Origin of the sequence: Bradyrhizobium sp. AUGA SZCCT0283 (assembly GCF_018130385.1) — a bacterium.
In the GTDB taxonomy this organism is placed as follows: domain Bacteria; phylum Pseudomonadota; class Alphaproteobacteria; order Rhizobiales; family Xanthobacteraceae; genus Bradyrhizobium.
The window spans coordinates 79272-95901 of record NZ_JAFCLU010000002.1 but is presented as its reverse complement, the minus strand read 5'-3'; the positions used below and the strand labels follow the sequence as shown (position 1 = coordinate 95901).

At 62.7% G+C, this 16630-nt stretch carries 14 protein-coding genes and 1 tRNA gene; 12 read left to right on the top strand and 3 right to left on the bottom strand.

The genetic code is table 11. The annotated features are described in order from the left end of the window. Positions 1–82 precede the first annotated feature (82 nt). The 7 genes from JQ624_RS03920 (at position 83) to JQ624_RS03890 (ending at position 7705) form a co-directional block, all read left to right on the top strand. Positions 83–1393 (top strand): ABC transporter substrate-binding protein, encoded by a 1311-nt coding sequence (locus tag JQ624_RS03920; protein WP_212417534.1) that lies wholly within the window; start codon positions 83–85, stop codon positions 1391–1393. Between the two features lie 15 nt (positions 1394–1408). Continuing rightward, complete coding sequence (locus JQ624_RS03915) at positions 1409–2176, top strand: ABC transporter ATP-binding protein (protein ID WP_212417533.1); 768 nt, start codon at positions 1409–1411, stop codon at positions 2174–2176. A 3-nt stretch (positions 2177–2179) separates the two neighbouring features. Continuing rightward, the gene (locus JQ624_RS03910) at positions 2180–2884 is read left to right on the top strand and encodes an ABC transporter ATP-binding protein (RefSeq protein ID WP_212417532.1); all 705 of its coding nucleotides are present in this window, start codon (positions 2180–2182) and stop codon (positions 2882–2884) included. Between the two features lie 12 nt (positions 2885–2896). Further along, a complete protein-coding gene (locus JQ624_RS03905) occupies positions 2897–3778 on the top strand; it encodes a branched-chain amino acid ABC transporter permease (protein ID WP_212417531.1) in 882 nt (293 codons plus the stop codon). After that, the gene (locus tag JQ624_RS03900) at positions 3775–4755 is read left to right on the top strand and encodes a branched-chain amino acid ABC transporter permease (protein WP_212417530.1); all 981 of its coding nucleotides are present in this window, start codon (positions 3775–3777) and stop codon (positions 4753–4755) included. The genes JQ624_RS03905 and JQ624_RS03900 overlap by 4 nt, the downstream gene beginning before the upstream one ends. Then, positions 4752–5678: a polyphosphate kinase 2 family protein gene (locus tag JQ624_RS03895; RefSeq protein WP_212417529.1), complete on the top strand. Its 927-nt coding sequence runs from the start codon at positions 4752–4754 to the stop codon at positions 5676–5678. Before JQ624_RS03900 ends, JQ624_RS03895 begins: the two co-directional genes overlap by 4 nt. Positions 5679–6145: 467 nt before the next feature. Then, entirely contained in the window at positions 6146–7705 is a 1560-nt protein-coding gene (locus JQ624_RS03890; protein ID WP_212417528.1) for a 2-isopropylmalate synthase, read from the top strand. 198 nt (positions 7706–7903) lie between these two features. Here the strand turns inward: JQ624_RS03890 and JQ624_RS03885 are convergent, their stop codons facing one another. After that, positions 7904–8344, bottom strand: coding sequence for an IclR family transcriptional regulator C-terminal domain-containing protein (locus JQ624_RS03885; RefSeq protein ID WP_212417527.1), 441 nt, complete (start codon positions 8342–8344; stop codon positions 7904–7906). A 239-nt stretch (positions 8345–8583) separates the two neighbouring features. Between JQ624_RS03885 and JQ624_RS03880 the strand changes: the two genes are divergently transcribed. The 5 genes from JQ624_RS03880 to JQ624_RS03860 all read left to right on the top strand — a co-directional run bounded on the left by JQ624_RS03880 (position 8584) and on the right by JQ624_RS03860 (position 12621). Next, on the top strand, positions 8584–9585 hold the full coding sequence (locus tag JQ624_RS03880; RefSeq protein WP_212417526.1) for a TRAP transporter substrate-binding protein: 1002 nt from the start codon (positions 8584–8586) through the stop codon (positions 9583–9585). Between the two features lie 156 nt (positions 9586–9741). Then, the gene (locus tag JQ624_RS03875; protein WP_212417525.1) at positions 9742–10317 is read left to right on the top strand and encodes a TRAP transporter small permease; all 576 of its coding nucleotides are present in this window, start codon (positions 9742–9744) and stop codon (positions 10315–10317) included. Further along, positions 10314–11639, top strand: coding sequence for a TRAP transporter large permease (locus JQ624_RS03870; RefSeq protein ID WP_212417524.1), 1326 nt, complete (start codon positions 10314–10316; stop codon positions 11637–11639). Before JQ624_RS03875 ends, JQ624_RS03870 begins: the two co-directional genes overlap by 4 nt. Before the next feature lie 132 nt (positions 11640–11771). Continuing rightward, positions 11772–12368, top strand: coding sequence for a Spy/CpxP family protein refolding chaperone (locus JQ624_RS03865; RefSeq protein ID WP_212417523.1), 597 nt, complete (start codon positions 11772–11774; stop codon positions 12366–12368). A 177-nt stretch (positions 12369–12545) separates the two neighbouring features. Beyond that, positions 12546–12621: transfer RNA gene (locus JQ624_RS03860), tRNA-Lys, on the top strand. A 313-nt stretch (positions 12622–12934) separates the two neighbouring features. On the opposite strand, the gene JQ624_RS03855 is transcribed toward JQ624_RS03860, so the two are convergent. Together JQ624_RS03855 and JQ624_RS03850 are read right to left on the bottom strand one after the other, a co-directional pair. Further along, a complete protein-coding gene (locus JQ624_RS03855; protein ID WP_212417522.1) occupies positions 12935–15661 on the bottom strand; it encodes a molybdopterin cofactor-binding domain-containing protein in 2727 nt (908 codons plus the stop codon). Further along, the gene (locus JQ624_RS03850; RefSeq protein WP_212417521.1) at positions 15658–16485 is read right to left on the bottom strand and encodes a xanthine dehydrogenase family protein subunit M; all 828 of its coding nucleotides are present in this window, start codon (positions 16483–16485) and stop codon (positions 15658–15660) included. Before JQ624_RS03850 ends, JQ624_RS03855 begins: the two co-directional genes overlap by 4 nt. Positions 16486–16630: the final 145 nt, after the last annotated feature.

The window sequence follows — 16630 nt, the reverse complement described above, 5'->3', positions numbered from 1 at the left end:
ATCTGGTCGCGCTACCAATGTGATAGGCGGCAACAACAACAAGAAAAACGCAGTGCACAAGAAATAATCCAGGGAGGATACCATGCCGGGGCGCAAAGCTGCACGCCTTCTCGTCGGGCTGTCTGCCGCAATCGCGGTGCTGGGGATGGCGGTGACCGCCGAAGCCCAGGAAAAGAAAATCAAGATCGGCGTGATCTACGACCTCACCGGCCCGCTCGCAGGCGGCGGTTCGGAGCTGCAATATATCGGCGCCAAGATCATGCTCGACCAGTACGCCAAGACCGGCGTCGAGGGCTACAAGGTCGAGGCGGTCTACGCCGACGCCCAGAGCAAGCCTGATGTGGCGATCAACGAGGCGGTGCGGCTGATCGAGCAGGAAAAGGTCAACATGCTGCTCGGCTTCTTCTCGTCGGCGCAATGCGTGCCGGTGGCCGCCCGCGTCGAGCAGCTGAAGAACTTCATGTGGATCACCACCTGCATTTCCTCCGCGGTGCTCGACAACAAGAACTTCAAATACGTGTTCCGTCCGCAGGCCTCGGGCGACCAGTTCGGCCTGATGACGATGGATTTCATCGCACAGAATTCGAAGGCCAAGCTCGGCAAGGATCCGAAGGATCTGCGCGTCGCCATCATCCACGAGGACGGCGCCTACGGCGTCGACGTGGCGAAAGGCAACGAGGCCGGCGCCAAGAAGGCCGGCTTCAATGTCGTGATGAAGGAAGGCTATTCCGCTACCGCGCCCGATCTTTCGGCCCTCGTCACCAAGCTGAAGCGTGCGCGGCCTGACGTGATCTTCCACACCGGCTACAACCCGGACATCACTCTGTTCGGGCGTCAGGCGCGCGAGCAGGGCCTGAAATTCGCAGCACTCGTCGGCCACGGCGCGGGCTATGGCGTGTACGAGAAACTGAAGGAAGGTTTGGGCGCCGACGTTAATTACGTCTTCAACACCGATCCGATCTCGATCTGGCTCGCCAACCAGAAATCGATGGATCCGAAACTGCCGCCTGTCATCAAGATGGTCGGCGAGGAATTCGACAAGGCGAAGCCCGGCGTCGCGATCCGCTCCGCGCATGTCGGCATGGCCGCGTCGAACACCTACGTCTTCCTGACCGACGTGCTGCCGCGCGCCATCAAGAAATATGGCGGCGTCGATCCTGATGCGCTGCGCAAGGCTGCCCTCGAAGTCGACATTCCCGAAGGCGGCACCATGCTCGGCTTCGGCGTCAAGTTCCACGGCGAGGGCAGCCAGATGGCCGGCCAGAACGAGCGCTCGTTCCCGGTGGTCATCCAGTACATCGACGACAAATCCTATGTGGTGTGGCCGAAGAGCCAGGCGCAGCGCGAGGCCGTGCTGCCCCTGCCGAAGGGGACCACGTTCAGCAACCAGTAACGCGGAGTCTCTGGCGTGCTGATGGTAGAAGGGTTGGTGAAGCGCTTCGGCGGCTTCACCGCTGTCAACAACGTGTCGTTCAGGGTCGAGCAGGGCGAGATTCTCGGCCTGATCGGCCCGAACGGCTCCGGCAAGAGCACGATCTTCAACATGCTGTCGGGCACGCTGGTGCCGACGGCGGGATCGATCCTGTTCGACGGCGCGGAGATCGCGGGCGTGGCCCCGCACCGCATCATCAACAGCGGCATCGGCCGCACCTTCCAGATCCCGCGGCCGTTTCACCGTCTCAGCATGTTCGAGAACGTGGCGCTGGCCGGCTATTACGGCCAGGGCCGCCACAGCCGCGCCAGGGCCGATGAAGCCGCCGAACACGCGCTCGGCATGGTCGGCCTGCCGACGGATCGCCATGCCAGCGTCGACGGGCTCGGCGCGGCCGGCCTGAAAAAACTCGAGCTGGCCAAGGCGCTCGCCACGGGGCCGAAACTGCTGCTCGCCGACGAAAGCCTCGGCGGGCTCGACGAGACCGAGATGGATCAGGCGGCCGACATGCTGCGCAAGATCCGCGACGAACTCGGCATCACCATCATCTGGGTCGAGCACATCATGGGCGTGTTGATGCGGGTGGTCGACCGCGTCATGGTGCTCGATCACGGCGAGAAGATTTCGGAAGGTTTGCCGAGCGCGGTGGCCGGCGATCCCCGGGTGATCGAGGTCTATCTCGGGACGGACGCGGATTCGAGCCAGGCCGCGGCGGCGGAAGCGCGCCGCAAGGCGGGGGTCTGACGCATGCTCGAATTGAAATCGGTCGACGCGGGCTACGGCACCTTCCAGGCATTGTTCGGCATCAATCTCGAGGTCAAGGCGGGCGAGGCGGTCGGCGTCATCGGCCCCAACGGCGCCGGCAAGACCACGCTGATGCGCGTGATCTCCGGGCTGATCCGGCCCACCAGGGGCGCGATCTCGATGGAAGGCCACGACGTGCTGGCGACGCCGGCGCACCGCATCGTCGATCTCGGCATTGCGCACGTGCCGGAGAACCGCCGGCTGTTTCCACGGCTCACCGTCGACGACAATCTGAAGATGGGTGCCTACATGCCGGGCGCGCGCGCCAAATATGCGCAGCGTCTGGAATTCGTGTTCGACCTGTTCCCGCGCATGAAGGAACGGCGCAGCCAGATGGCCGGCACCATGTCGGGTGGCGAGCAGCAGATGTGCGCGATCGGCCGCGCGTTGATGTCGGATCCGAAATTGCTCCTGCTCGACGAGCCGTCGGCGGGGCTGGCGCCGGTCGTGGTGCAGCAGGTGTTCGAGCTGGTGAAGCGTATCCGCGCCAGCGGGCTCACGGTCCTGATCGTCGAGCAGAACGTGCAGCAGGTGCTGAAGGTGGTCGACCGCGCCTATCTCCTGGAGGCCGGCACCATCCGCGCGTCCGGCACGTCGGAAGAGATGATGTCGACCGATACCATCAAGCAGGCTTATCTCGGGGTCTAGGGCAGGGCGAGCATGCAGGCATTCCTCGACATCTTCGACATCTATCTGCTGGAAGCCGTGGTCAACGGCATCCTGCTCGGCGGCGTGCTGGCGCTGCTCGCGCTCGGGCTCAATTTGATCTTCGGCGTCATCGACGTCACCTGGATCTGCTACGCCGAACTGGTCATGATCGGCATGTACGGCATGTACTACATGGTCCAGGTGTTCGGCCTGCCGTACTGGGTTGCGGCGCCGTTCGCGATCCTGCTGGTCGCGGCCCTGGGCGCTGCGCTGCATTACATCGTCATCGCGCCGCTGCTGACCGCGCCGCCGATCAACCAGTTGCTCGCGACCGGCGGCGTACTGTTCATCCTGCAGAGCTTTGCCACGGTTGCCTTCGGCATCGATTTCCGCAATCTCGGCATCCGCCTGCCGGTGCTGGCAATCGGCGAGATGCATTTCAGCTATTCGCGGTTGCTTGCCTTCGCCGCCGCCCTGGTCGGCATGCTGGCGATCTACTTCTTCATGAAGCGCACCTACACCGGCACCGCGATCCGCGCCGTCGCGCAGGACCGCCAGATCATGTCGCTGATGGGGGTCGACACCAAGCGCATCTATCTCATCACCTCGGCGCTGGGCGGCGCGCTCGCCGGCCTCGCCGCCTGTCTTCTGGTGCTGCAATACGACGTGCACCCTTTCGTCGGGCTGTCGTTCGGGCCGATCACCTTCCTGATCTGCGTGCTTGGGGGCTTAGGCAATTTCGTCGGCGGCTTCATCGCGGCGTTCGTGTTCGCCCAGATCATTTCGCTGGGCGGGCTGTTTTCCGACCTCGAATGGGGGTACGTGCTGGCCTTCGCCTTCTTCATCGTCATGATGTTCATCCGGCCCGCGGGCCTTTTTGCGAGGCGCTCGTGAATTCCCGCTACATCGCCTGGGCCATTGGACTAGCAGCATTGGTCGCGCTGCCCTTCGTCTATCGCGAGCCCTATCACCTGCACATTCTGGTGCTGATCCTGATCTGGTCGTTCGCCTACACCGCGTGGTCGATCATGGGCCGCTTCGGCCTGGTGTCGCTCGGCCATGGCGGCTTCATGGGCGTCGGTGCCTATGTCACCGCGCTATTGTGGAACCATCTCGGCGTCTCGCCGTGGATCGGCATTCCCATCAGCATGGTGGCGGCGGGGATACTGGCGCTGGTCGTCGCCTATCCCTGTTTCCGCTTCCGCATCACCGGGCATTACTTCGTGCTGGTGACGCTGGCATTATCAGGCATCGTGCTGCAGGTCATCACCGCCACCCGCGACTACACCGGCGGCTCGCTCGGCTATACGCCGAACCGCGCCCGCAGCGGCTCAGGCCTGATGGCGCTGCAGTTCGACGACAAGATCACGTGGTATTTGATCGCGCTCGGCGTCTGGGTGCTGGGTCTGTTGATCTGGCGCTGGGTCGATCGCAGCATGAGCCGCTACGCCATGGAGGCGATCTCGGAGGACGAGGACGCCGCCGGTGCGGCCGGCGTCAACGTCACGGCCGAAAAGCTCAAGATCACGCTGATCTCGGCGCTGATGACCGCGCTCGCCGGCGCGCTCTACTGCCAGTACCAGATGTTCATTTCGCCCGACACCGTCAGCGGCATCGCGGTGTCGCTGCAGATGGTGTTCGCCGTCATCGTTGGCGGCCTCTACGTCTCGCTCGGGCCGACCGTCGGCGCCATCATCACCATCTTGCTCGCCGAAGTGCTGCGCATCGGCTTCGGCACCAAGGCGGTAGGCTGGGACAACCTGGTCTACGGCGTGCTGCTGGTCATCTTCATCATATTCCTTCCCAAGGGCATTCTTGGTAGCGTCCTCGACCGACTGAAGACGCAACCCAAGCCCTCCGGGACGAAATGAGCAGGAAATCCTCGCAGCCGCTTGCCGATGAACTGAAGCCCTATGTCGCCCCGTTCCGCTACGACGGGTCGGGCGGGTTTCACCTGAAATCGCACAAGACCAACGAGAAGGGCGACCTCGACAAGGAAAAGGCGACCAGCATCATCGAGGCGAACCGCAAGCGATTGTCCGATTTCCAGGAAAAGCTGTACGCGCAGGACCGCTGGTCGCTGCTCTTGATCTTCCAGGGCATGGACGCCGCCGGCAAGGACAGTGCGATCAAGAGCGTGTTCGAGGGCGTCAACCCGCAGGGCTGCGAGGTCACGTCGTTCAAGCAGCCGTCGACCAGAGAACTCGACCACGATTTCATGTGGCGCTGCATGATCGCGCTGCCGGAGCGCGGCCGGATCGGCATCTTCAACCGCTCCCACTACGAAGAGTGCATCGTGGTACGGGTGCACAAGGAACTGCTTGCCAAGGAGAAGATCCCGAAGCCGCTCGTCACCAGGAACATCTGGCGCGAGCGCTTCGAGGACATTACCGCGATCGAGCGCTACCTCGCACGCAACGGCATCGTAATCCTGAAATTCTTCCTCAACGTTTCCAGGAAGGAGCAGCGCGAGCGCTTTCTTGAGCGGCTGGAGCAGCCTGCCAAGAACTGGAAGTTCTCGCTTGCCGATGTCGCGGAGCGCGCCTTGTGGCCGCGATATATGGCGGCGTATCAGGACCTGATCCGCCACACTTCGACGAAGCATGCGCCCTGGCACATCGTGCCGGCCGATCACAAATGGTTCGCCCGCGTGGTGATCGGCTCGGCCATCGTCAGCGCGCTCGACAGACTCGACCTGCATTTCCCGAAAGTCGACAAGGCCGACCGCAGCGAGTTCAAGCAGGTCCGCGAGGCGCTGCTGGCGGAGGAGAAGGGCGGGAAGAAGGCGAAGTGACCGGTGCGTAGCCCGCATGAGCGGAGCGATATGCGGGAGCGTCACGTCGGTCTGGCTCCGGCCCCGGATATCGCTCCGCTCATTCGGGCTGCAAGACCGCCCGCGATTAGGTCACCCATCCTGACCATCTTTTGGCATTGCGGCCGGCCATAATTCTCGTCTAGAACAGGCCCGGAACGCCGTCCCGGCAACGAACCGTCAATGGTTTTGGCTGAGGATTTGGCCGTCCAAAGGGTCTGGCAATGCTGATTCGCAGCAAAAAGTATGGAGTTTGGGGTGGAGCGGCCAAGGCTGCCCCCGCGATTCCGGCTGCGTCCGCGCCCACCCTCCTTCTTGGCGGGCTGCTTCTTATCGGCCCCTGAGGGCCGTCTGGGCGGTTTGCGCCTGGGCACTCAGGGGTTCGCGCGAGATCACCAGACCCTTCAGCGCTCGCAAAACGGCGCTACCACCCAAAAGGAACTACAGAAATGACCACCGCCAACAAGTCCGAGAAGGACCGCGTCATCGTATTCGACACCACCCTGCGCGACGGCGAGCAGTGCCCGGGCGCGACCATGACGTTCGAGGAAAAGCTCGAGATCGCCGAAATGCTCGACGACATGGGCGTCGACGTCATCGAGGCCGGCTTTCCGATCACCTCCGAAGGCGACTTCCAGGCGGTCAGCGAGATCGCCCGCCGCTCCAAGAACGCCGTCATCGCCGGCCTGTCGCGTGCCCACCCCAAGGACATCGACCGCTGCGCCGAAGCGGTGAAGTTTGCCAAGCGCGGCCGGGTCCACACCGTGATCGCGACCTCGCCGCTGCACATGCGCGTCAAGCTGAACATGACGCCGGAGCAGGTGGTGGAGCTCTCCATCGCCAACGTCACCCGCGCCCGCAACCAGATCGACGACGTTGAATGGTCGGCCGAGGACGGCACCCGCAGCGAGATGGATTTCCTCTGCCGCATCGTGGAAGCCGTCATCAAGGCCGGCGCCACCACGGTCAACATCCCCGACACCGTCGGCTACACCGTGCCGGAGGAATACACCAGGTTCATGCGCACGCTGATCGAGCGGGTGCCGAATTCCGACAAGGCGATATTCTCCGTGCACTGCCATAACGACCTCGGCATGGCGGTGGCGAATTCACTGGCCGGCATCGCCGGCGGCGCGCGGCAGATCGAATGCACCGTCAACGGCATCGGCGAGCGGGCCGGCAATGCCGCGCTGGAAGAAGTCGTGATGGCGATCAACGTCCGCAACGACGTGTTTCCGTGGTGGAACAAGATCGACACCACCATGCTGACACGGGCCTCGAAACTGGTATCGGCGGCGACCTCGTTCCCGGTGCAGTACAACAAGGCGATCGTCGGCCGTAACGCGTTCGCCCATGAAAGCGGCATCCATCAGGACGGCGTGCTGAAGGACGCATCGACCTACGAGATCATGCGCCCGGAAATGGTCGGCCTGAAGAAGTCGTCGCTGGTGCTCGGCAAGCATTCCGGCCGGCATGCCTTCGTGCACAAGCTGGAGGAGATGGGCTACAAGCTCGGCGCCAACCAGCTGGAAGACGCCTTCGTGCGGATGAAGGCGCTGGCAGATCGCAAGAAGGACATCTACGACGAGGACATCGAGGCGCTGGTCGATCAGGAGATCGCGGCCTCGCATGACCGCATCAAGCTGGTTTCGCTGACCGTCATCGCCGGCACCCATGGGCCGCAGCGCGCCACCATGAAGCTCGACGTCGAAGGCCAGATCAGAATCGAGGAAGCCGAAGGCAACGGCCCGGTCGATGCGGTGTTCAACTGCATCAAGGCGCTGGTGCCGCACGAGGCCAAGCTGGAGCTCTACCAGGTCCACGCCGTCACCGAAGGCACCGACGCGCAAGCCGAAGTGTCGGTGCGGCTCGCCCACGAGGGCCGCTCGATGACGTCGAAGGGGGCCGATCCGGATACGCTGGTGGCATCCGCCAAGGCCTATCTCGGCGCGCTCAACAAGATCGTCATGAAGCACCAGCGCGACATGCCGGCGCAGGCGGCGAGCTAAGGCCCTTTGCTCGTCAGCGGGCTAACGAAACGCGGCGCTCCGAAGCGCCGCGTTTTTTCATTGGCCCTCCGCCGTCATTGCGAGCGAAGCGAAGCAATCCATCGATCGGCAAGGAAGTCTGGATTGTTTCGTTGCGTTGCTCCCATGCGCAAACGCTTCGCGTTTGTCGCAGGCAATGACGGCTGCGGCAGCGACCGCTTAAACGGAATTTACCCGACTCTTCGACGCGCCGCCCATGCGCCGCGACAAGGTCTGCGCCGTCGCGCCCAGCGTCTCCTCCACCGTCGCGATCGACTTGCGGTCGATCTTGTCGATCCTCTCCGCATAGGGCACCGTCAGGGCAGCAATCGCATGGCCCTGCGAATCCACGATCGGAAAGCTGACGGCGTAAAGGCCGCGCACCTGAACGCTGGGAATGGATTCGAAGCCGAGCGCCCGGACCGTATCCAGCGTCGGGCCGATCTGCGGATCAGCCTGCTCCGGCCGTCGGGCCAGCGATTCCGCGATGCGAATTTGCCGCGTCTCATCGTCCTGAAAGGCCAGCAGGACCCGCCCTGACGCCGAAACCAGCACGCCCAGTTCGGCGCCGACGCGAACGCTGAATCCCATCCCGCTGGGGGCGTCGACCTTTGCGACCACGATCTGCCGCCCTGACTGTAGACGGTGAGATGGCAGGCCTGATCGAGGTCGCCCGACAGCTTCAACAGGCTGGAAACCCGAGCGGACAGAATGTCGCATTTTGCGATGCAGCAAAACCATCAGCATGGCCCCTGCTAACGGGCAATGGCATTTCGGCTGGCTTGTCTATATTGGTCCAACTGGCATGCAAAGCTTCGGAACCCGCATTCACGCGCTCCGAAGGAATAATGGGAGGATACATGGGCAAGCTGATTTTGGCCGCGGCGTCGATCGCGGCACTGACTCTGGTCGGACCTGCAGCGGCGCAATCGCCGATCGTGATCAAGTTCAGCCACGTGGTGGCGACCAACACGCCAAAGGGGCTGGCGGCGGAGAAGTTCAAGGAGCTGGCCGAGAAATATACCGGCGGCAAGGTCAAGGTCGAAGTCTATCCGAACTCGCAGCTCTACAAGGACAAGGAAGAGCTGGAAGCGCTGCAGCTCGGCGCGGTGCAGATGCTGGCGCCGTCGAACTCGAAGTTCGGCCCGATCGGGGTCAAGGAATTCGAAGTGTTCGATCTGCCCTACATCCTCCCCGATCTGAAGACGCTGCGCAAAGTCACCGATGGCCCGCTCGGCGCCAGGCTTTTGAAGCTGCTCGATTCCAAGGGCATGACCGGCCTTGCCTACTGGGACAACGGCTTCAAGCAGATGAGCGCCAACAAGAAGCTGGTGACGCCCGCCGACTACAAGGGCCTGAAATTCCGGATCCAGTCTTCCAAGGTGCTGGAAGCCCAGTTCCGTTCGCTCGGCGTGATTCCGCAGGTGATGGCGTTCTCCGAAGTCTATCAAGCGCTGCAGACCGGCGTCGTCGACGGCCAGGAGAACACCTGGTCCAACATCTACACCCAGAAGATGCATGAGGTGCAGAAGTACATCACCGAAACCAATCACGGCTACATCGGCTACGTCGTGGTCACCAACAAGAAGTTCTGGGATGGCATGCCGGCGGATATCCGCGCGCAATGCGAAAAGGCCATGAAGGAAGCGACCGAATATGGCAACGGCCAGTCGGCGAAGGAGAACGAGGACGCGCTCGCCGAAATCAAGAAGACCGGCAAGAGCGAGATCATTAAGCTGACGCCGGAGCAGGACGCAGCGATGCGCAAGGCGATGGAGCCGGTCTACAAGGACGTTGCAAGCCGCGTCGGCCAGCCTCTGATCGACGAATTCCTCAAGGAGACGAGGGGCGCGACTAACTAGATATTGCTGTTGAGGGCTTCCGTGCTTCGGCACGGAAGCCCTTTTCTTGTTCGAAATATGCTATGAGCGAGTGGGGACTGCGGGCCGCAAAGGACGCCGCGGGAATAGCGCAGGGTCAGGCCGTGACAAAAAGGCCGATCCTACAGGGGGAAGTCGATGCTGCTTCGCATCCTCGATCGGCTTGAGGAGATATTGATCGCGACGCTGATGGCGTTGGCGACGACGATCATCTTCATCGCGGTGATGCACCGCTATCTCATCGGCATTCCATTCCTGTATCCCATCCTGTTTCCGATCAACCTGTCCTGGGCGCAGGAACTTTGCATCTACATGTTTGTGTGGGTCGCCAAGTTCGGCGCCGCCTATGGCGTGCGCACCGGCATCCACGTCGGCGTCGACGTGGTGGTCAACCAGCTCAAATCGCCCTGGCGCAATGCGGTCGTGCTGTTCGGGCTGTTCTGCGGCGCGTTTTTCACCGCCGTGATCGGCACCATGGGCGCGAAATTCGTGATCGGACTGATGTATACCGACCAGGTCTCGCCCGACCTCGAGATCCCGAGCTGGTTCGTCTATCTCTGCATTCCGCTCGGCTCCTATCTGATGTGCTTCCGGTTCCTGCAGGTCGCGTACGGTTATTGGCGTACCGGCGAGCTGCCGCACCATGACCACGCCCATGTCGAGGGAGTCGATATCGAAGAGCCCGGTATCGGCGCGGCGGAGGTCACCCGATGAGCAGTCTGATCATCTTCTCCCTGCTGATCGCGCTGATGCTGACGGGCATGCCGATCTCGATCGCGCTTGGCATGACGGTTCTGACCTTCATCTACACCATGACGAACGTCCCGACTGAATCGGTGGCGCTGAAGCTGTTCACCGGCATCGACAATTTCGAGATCATGGCGATCCCGTTCTTTATCCTTGCCGGCAATTTCCTGACCCATGGCGGCGTCGCGCGCCGCATGATCAATTTTGCGACCTCGATGGTCGGGCACTGGTACGGCGGGCTGGGGCTGGCGGGCGTGATGGCCTGCGCGCTGTTTGCCGCGGTGTCAGGCTCGTCGCCGGCAACGGTGATCGCGATCGGCTCGATCATGATGCCTGCGATGGTCAAGCAGGGATTCCCGAAGCGCTTCGGCGCCGGCGTCATCACCACGTCGGGCGCGCTCGGCATCCTGATCCCGCCCTCGATCGTGATGGTGATCTATTGCGTGGCGACCGGCGGCAGCGTTGCGCTCGATCCGGCCGGTCACCGCGTCTCGTCGGCCTCTGTCGGCCAGATGTTCATGGCTGGCGTCATCCCCGGCGTCATGCTGGCGTCGCTGCTGGGACTGACGACCTTCTACCGCGCCTGGAAGAACGACTATCCGAGGCTGCCGCGCGCAAGCTGGACCGAACGCTTCCTCGCGTTCCGCAAATGCATGTGGGGATTGCTGCTGATCCTGATCGTACTCGGCGGCATCTATGCGGGCCTGTTCACGCCGACGGAGGCGGCTGCCATCAGCGCGGTCTATGCCTTCGTCATTGCGGTGTTCGTCTATCGCGACATGTCGCTCAAGGACGTGCCGCGGGTGCTGCTCGGCTCCGCCAACATGAGCGCGATGATCCTGTATATCATCACCAATGCGGTGCTGTTCTCCTTCCTGATGGCGAATGAGAATATTCCGCAACAGATCGCGGCGTGGATCACCTCGGTCGGTGTCGACTGGATCATCTTCCTCCTGATCGTCAACGTGCTGCTCTTGATCGCGGGCAACGTGATGGAGGCGTCCTCGATCGTGCTGATCATGGGGCCGATCCTGTTTCCGGTGGCGGTCAAACTCGGCATCCATCCGGTGCATCTCGGCATCCTGATGGTCGTCAACATGGAAGTCGGCATGTGCCATCCGCCGGTCGGGCTGAACCTCTACGTGGCCTCCGGCATCGCCAAGATGGGCATCACCGAGCTGACGGTCGCGGTGTGGCCGTGGCTTTTGACCATGCTGATCTTCCTCGGCATCGTTACCTACGTGCCGGAGATCTCGCTGTGGCTGCCGCGTGCGCTGGGGATGCTGTAGCTGGTTGGGCATTGCGGTGGATCAAACGGCGTCACATTACATCTTGGTAAGGGAAGCCTCCCTTGCCAATCCTTAAGTTGAACGCCGACTGACGCGAGCCCATCTTCAGGCAACCTTTCACAGGAGGTTCGCATGAGGAAGTTCGCCATCGCTGCGGTCGCGGTTCTTGCCATCGCCGGTTCGACCGCCGTCTATGCCCAGCACCGCCATTGGGGCCACCACGGGTTTTCGCGGATGAATGCGGAGGACCGGGCGGCCTATGCCGACGCCCGGATTGCGGCCGTCCATGCCGGCCTCAAACTGACGGCGGACCAGGAAAAGCTGTGGCCGCCGGTCGAGGCCGCGGTCAAGGAGTTCGCCAAGCTCAGGATCGATCGCGCCAACGCGCGGATGAACCCGCCGAAGGACGATTCCGGCCAGCAGAAGCCGGACGATCCGGTAGCGCGGCTGCGTGACCGGGCCGAGAATATGGCCGCCACGGCGGCCGCCATGAAGAAGATCGCGGAGGCCGCCGACCCGCTCTACAAGACGCTTGATGACGGCCAGAAGCGCCGGCTCACCGTCCTGACCCATATGGACCGCGGGTTCGGGGGCAGGGAAGGCTGGCGCCACCACCGGTTCGAGCGCGAAATGGGCATGGACCGCGACTCTGACTGGCACCACGGCTACGGCCGAAATCGCGATGATCGGGACGATGGACCGGCCCGGGGCGGTCCCGAACGGCTCTGACGCGCACCCCAATCGGGTGCCCGTTCCCAACATCGGCGGAAGCCGCTGAAATCCAGCGGCTTTTTGCCATTCCGGCCGCCAGCCAAAGCCCGGGAAAACTCGTCTCGGCTTGCTGGACATCCCGGGGTCGCTTTGCTAAACGACGCCCTCTTGCGAGGGCTTTCCGGACCAAGTTCCGGGCGCATAGCTCAGTTGGTAGAGCAGCTGACTCTTAATCAGCGGGTCCCAGGTTCGAGCCCTGGTGCGCCCACCAAGCCTTTCAAGATCTTAGCCGCTTTCACCGTTTGAGAAGCGCCGACTAAAACGAGCGTACCGCCAGTTCGAATTCCTCCCTCCGCCAGATCGCTCTACCAGTGTCTTCTCCGCAGCATTTACTTGGCAATTTAGCCCAATATCCGTAGCCATTTCCAATTTGAGCTCCGCACCACAACGGGGCAGAATCGACTTATTGTTCTCCGCAAGGCCCGTTTCTCTCCAAACGTATGATCGCAGGAAGCCCGACGAGTGATTGCCGGCTTTGCCCTTGCGAAGTCAGTCGGGCTCGGAGAATTACGTTAAGGACGGGTTCATCCGAACCCAAACTTCTCATGCAATAGCGGCCATAGCCGGTCCGGCTTGAACGGGGTCGCTGTGAAGCGGATGCCGGTCGCGTTGGCGATGGCATTGCCGAGTGCGGCGGCGACCGGATTGTACGGGCTTTCGCTCATCGATTTGGCGCCCATCGGCCCCAGCGTGTCCGACGTGTCGGCAAAGAACACTTCGGTGCGGGGAATGTCGGCAAAGGACGGCAGATGATAGTCGCGGAATTTGGGATTGATGACCCGGCCGTTGTCGTCGATCACCATTTCCTCGTAGAGCGCAGCGCCGAGCGATTGAGCAACCCCGCCCTCGACCTGGCCGCGGCACTGCATCGGATTGGCGACACGGCCGGCATCGGCGGCTTGCACGCTCTTCAGGATCTTGAGTTCGCCGGTGTATTTATTCACGGCGACGCGGAAGCCCTGTACATTGAAGGCGACGGAGCGTGGCGTACCTGACGAATTGCCGTTGGCACGGAGGACCTTGCCGAGCGAGTGCGCGGACGCGGCGAGCAAGGCAAAGGGCGTGCGGCGTCCGGCACAGACCGTGGCATGGTTGTCGAGGGTGCATGCGTCCGGGTTTTCGCCCAGCAATGACGCCGCGAATTGCTTCAGTTGACCGGCCAGCGCCTCGGCCGCGGCCTGTGTCGCGCGGCCGGCGACGAACGTCCCGGCGCTCCCATAGGCGCCGGTGTCGTGGCCGCCATGCGCGGTGTCGGATTGCTTGAGACGGATGCGATCGACGGTTGTCGCCAGCGCGGACGCGGCGATCTGGCGATGCACGGTGCTGGTGCCGTTGCCGAATTCGGCGGTGCCGACCGTGAGGTCGAAGCCGCCATCCTCGCGCAGTGAAATGCTGCAATCGGCGAAGTGACCGGCTAGCGGCACGGTGTCGATCATGGTCAGCGCGATGCCGTCCCCGGTCAACCAGTCCGCGGAGAGCGAAGGCGTCGGCGCCTCGGCGGCCATCGCGCGCTCGACCAGATCGAGGCATTGATCGAGGCCATAGCTGCCGTAGAGCACGTCGTGATATTCGGATTCCGGCGGCGACGACATGGGATCGCCGAGTTTGACGACATTGCGGCGGCGCATTTCGAACGGACTGATGCCAAGCTGTTTTGCCAGTTCGTCGATTGCGGCTTCGACGGCGATCAGGGTTTGCGGCAGGCCGTAACCGCGAAACGCGCCTGCCGGCACGGTGTTGGTATAGGCGGCGATGCCGTCGACCTTCTTGTTCGGGCAGTTATAGACGCCGAGGCATTCGTTGACCGAATGAAACAGCACCGGGCCGGCGTGGTTGCCGTAGGCTCCGGTGTTCGAGAGGACGTCGAGCTGCAGCGCCGTGAGTTTGCCGTCCTTGTCGGCGCCTGCTTTAACGGTGACCTGCATCGGATGCCGCGTCGAGGTCGCGATGAATTGTTCTTCCCGCGTCAGTTCCAATTTGACCGGGCGGCCGGTCTTGAGCGCTGCGAGCGCAAGAATATCCTCGACGAACATTTCCTGCTTGCCGCCGAATCCGCCCCCGACGCGCTCACAGAATACCCGCACCTTGTCCGGCGGGAGATGAAAGAGGTCGGCCAGCGTACGCCGCGTCAGGAATGGCACCTGCGTGCTGGAGCGGACATTGAGGATTCCATCGGCATCGATCCAGGCAAGGCCGCCATGGGTTTCCAGCGCCGCATGCTGGACCCGCTGGGTCGAAAAAGTACCTTCATAGCTGACGGCGGCCTGCGCCAGTGCGCTCGCGACATCGCCAAATTCGCCATGGCTTTCCGCCACGATATTGCGGCCTGCGTTCGCGACGCGGTTTGCCGGCGTCTTGTCGCCGTGAATCACAGGGGCGCCGGTCGTGATGGCGGCCGTGGGATCGACCACCGCCGGCAAGATTTCGTATCCGACGTCGAGCAGCCGGCAGCCTTCCTCCGCGGCGGCTTCGGTCTCGGCGACTACGGCGGCGACCTTCTGCCCGATGAAGCGGACGACATTGTCGAGCACACGGGTGTCGTCCGGGTCCATCCAGTCCCACTCGTGCCGCGCGGTCGAGAACAGCCTGTCTGGCGCGTCTTCAAACGTCAGGACCGTATGCACGCCGGGAACACCGAGCGATGCCCGCTTGTCGATCGAGATGATCTTCGCGTGCGGATGCGGCGAACGCAGCATCTTGATGTGCAGCACACCTTCCGGCGCGACATCAAACGTATAGCGCGCCGCGCCGCGCACTACCTGCGGTCCGGCGGGGGCAGGGAGGCTGCGGCCGAATGCGGTGCCCGCGGCAGCGTCTTCGATGTTGTTCTTGCCGTTCAGCGCATCCTCGATCGAGCGATAGCCGGTGCAACGACAGATATTGCCTTTCAGCGAGGCGCCGAGGTCCTGCCGTTGCGCCTGGTTCAGCGATGCGCAGGTCAGGATCATGCCTGATGTGCAGAAGCCGCATTGAAACCCCTGCGCATCGAGAAACGCCTGTTGCATCGGATGAGTGCCGCTGTCAGAGGCAAAGCCTTCGATCGTCGTCACGGCGTGACCGTCGGCGCGGAAGGCCGGGATCAGGCAGCTATGCACTGGCTCGCCATCGATCAGCACGGTGCAGGCGCCGCAGTCGCCGGCGTCGCAACCTTTCTTGACACCGAAATGGCCGAGTTCGCGCAGGAACGTGCGCAGGCATTGGCCGGGCTGTGGCGCTTCGGAAAATTCCTTGCCGTTGACCTGGAATGTCATGCTGACGCCGCGCCCCGCAATTCGACGCGGATCTCTTCCGCGAGCCGCAGCGTCATGTGCTTGCGCCATACTGGCGTCCCGTGAACGTCGGTGTGGTAGAGGTCGTCGGCAATGCGCTGCAAAATCGTTTCGCGCAATTCTTTGCTATTTGGGATTCCTGCGAAGGACAATCGAACCGGCCGCTTGGTCGATGCCGTTATCGTCAACGCCAATCCGCCGTCACTGGTAACGCTGCCGATCAGCAGCGCCGCCGAGCGGCCGACCGGCGTCAGCGAAATCTGGCGGAACGCCGAACGCCGCCTCAAGGCCGCGAGCGGGATATCGACTTGCCGCAACAGATCACCCGGCGCGAGTACGTTGCGCTGGTCGCCGATGACGAAATCGGCGACCGCAATTTTCCGCTCGCCGCCACCGGCCTGCCAGATCGTGCAGACTCCGTCGAGCGCCGAGGAGAGAGAGATCATCGGCCCAGCCGGTAGCGACATGCAGATGTTGCCGCCGACGGTCGCCGTCTTCCATATCTTGAAGGAGGCGAGGAACGCACGACAGCACTGGTTGATCAGCGGCGAGGCGATCCATTCTGGCGGGCAGGCCAGCGCATCGAGCTGCGCGACCGTGCAAGTCGCAGATATCGAAAGTTCGGTCTCCGTGACGGTCAGCGCCGGCCATTTCAGGTCGGTGAGATCGATCAGCCGGGCCAAATGAACCTGCGGCTCCGAGAACAGCCAGGTCCCGCCCGCGAGCCAAGCATCGCCTGCCGTCCAAACGGGCAATTGGTCCCGCGTCGTCGGATGCGCAACCGCGGTAATGGTGTTCAGGTCCATGGATAGGCTAACGCTTTCAAGTAGATGCATCTAAGACTATGAAGTCTTGCAAGACCAGCGCCAATTGCCAATGTCGTTGGGATGGTCTTTGCATTGCGTAAAGGGGAGGGTGTTCCAAGACGCCTTTCGCAAATCAGGTGGGATC

Bases quoted from the DNA above. Each gene is read 5' to 3' on its own strand.
- JQ624_RS03880 (WP_212417526.1), top strand. From the start codon at position 8,584: ATGGGCAAGCTGATTTTGGCCGCGGCGTCGATCGCGGCACTGACTCTG.
- JQ624_RS03870 (WP_212417524.1), top strand. From the start codon at position 10,314: ATGAGCAGTCTGATCATCTTCTCCCTGCTGATCGCGCTGATGCTGACG.
- JQ624_RS03855 (WP_212417522.1), bottom strand. From the start codon at position 15,661: ATGACATTCCAGGTCAACGGCAAGGAATTTTCCGAAGCGCCACAGCCC.
- JQ624_RS03905 (WP_212417531.1), top strand. From the start codon at position 2,897: ATGCAGGCATTCCTCGACATCTTCGACATCTATCTGCTGGAAGCCGTG.
- JQ624_RS03875 (WP_212417525.1), top strand. From the start codon at position 9,742: ATGCTGCTTCGCATCCTCGATCGGCTTGAGGAGATATTGATCGCGACG.
- JQ624_RS03865 (WP_212417523.1), top strand. From the start codon at position 11,772: ATGAGGAAGTTCGCCATCGCTGCGGTCGCGGTTCTTGCCATCGCCGGT.
- JQ624_RS03890 (WP_212417528.1), top strand. From the start codon at position 6,146: ATGACCACCGCCAACAAGTCCGAGAAGGACCGCGTCATCGTATTCGAC.
- JQ624_RS03910 (WP_212417532.1), top strand. From the start codon at position 2,180: ATGCTCGAATTGAAATCGGTCGACGCGGGCTACGGCACCTTCCAGGCA.
- JQ624_RS03850 (WP_212417521.1), bottom strand. From the start codon at position 16,485: ATGGACCTGAACACCATTACCGCGGTTGCGCATCCGACGACGCGGGAC.
- JQ624_RS03895 (WP_212417529.1), top strand. From the start codon at position 4,752: ATGAGCAGGAAATCCTCGCAGCCGCTTGCCGATGAACTGAAGCCCTAT.
- JQ624_RS03920 (WP_212417534.1), top strand. From the start codon at position 83: ATGCCGGGGCGCAAAGCTGCACGCCTTCTCGTCGGGCTGTCTGCCGCA.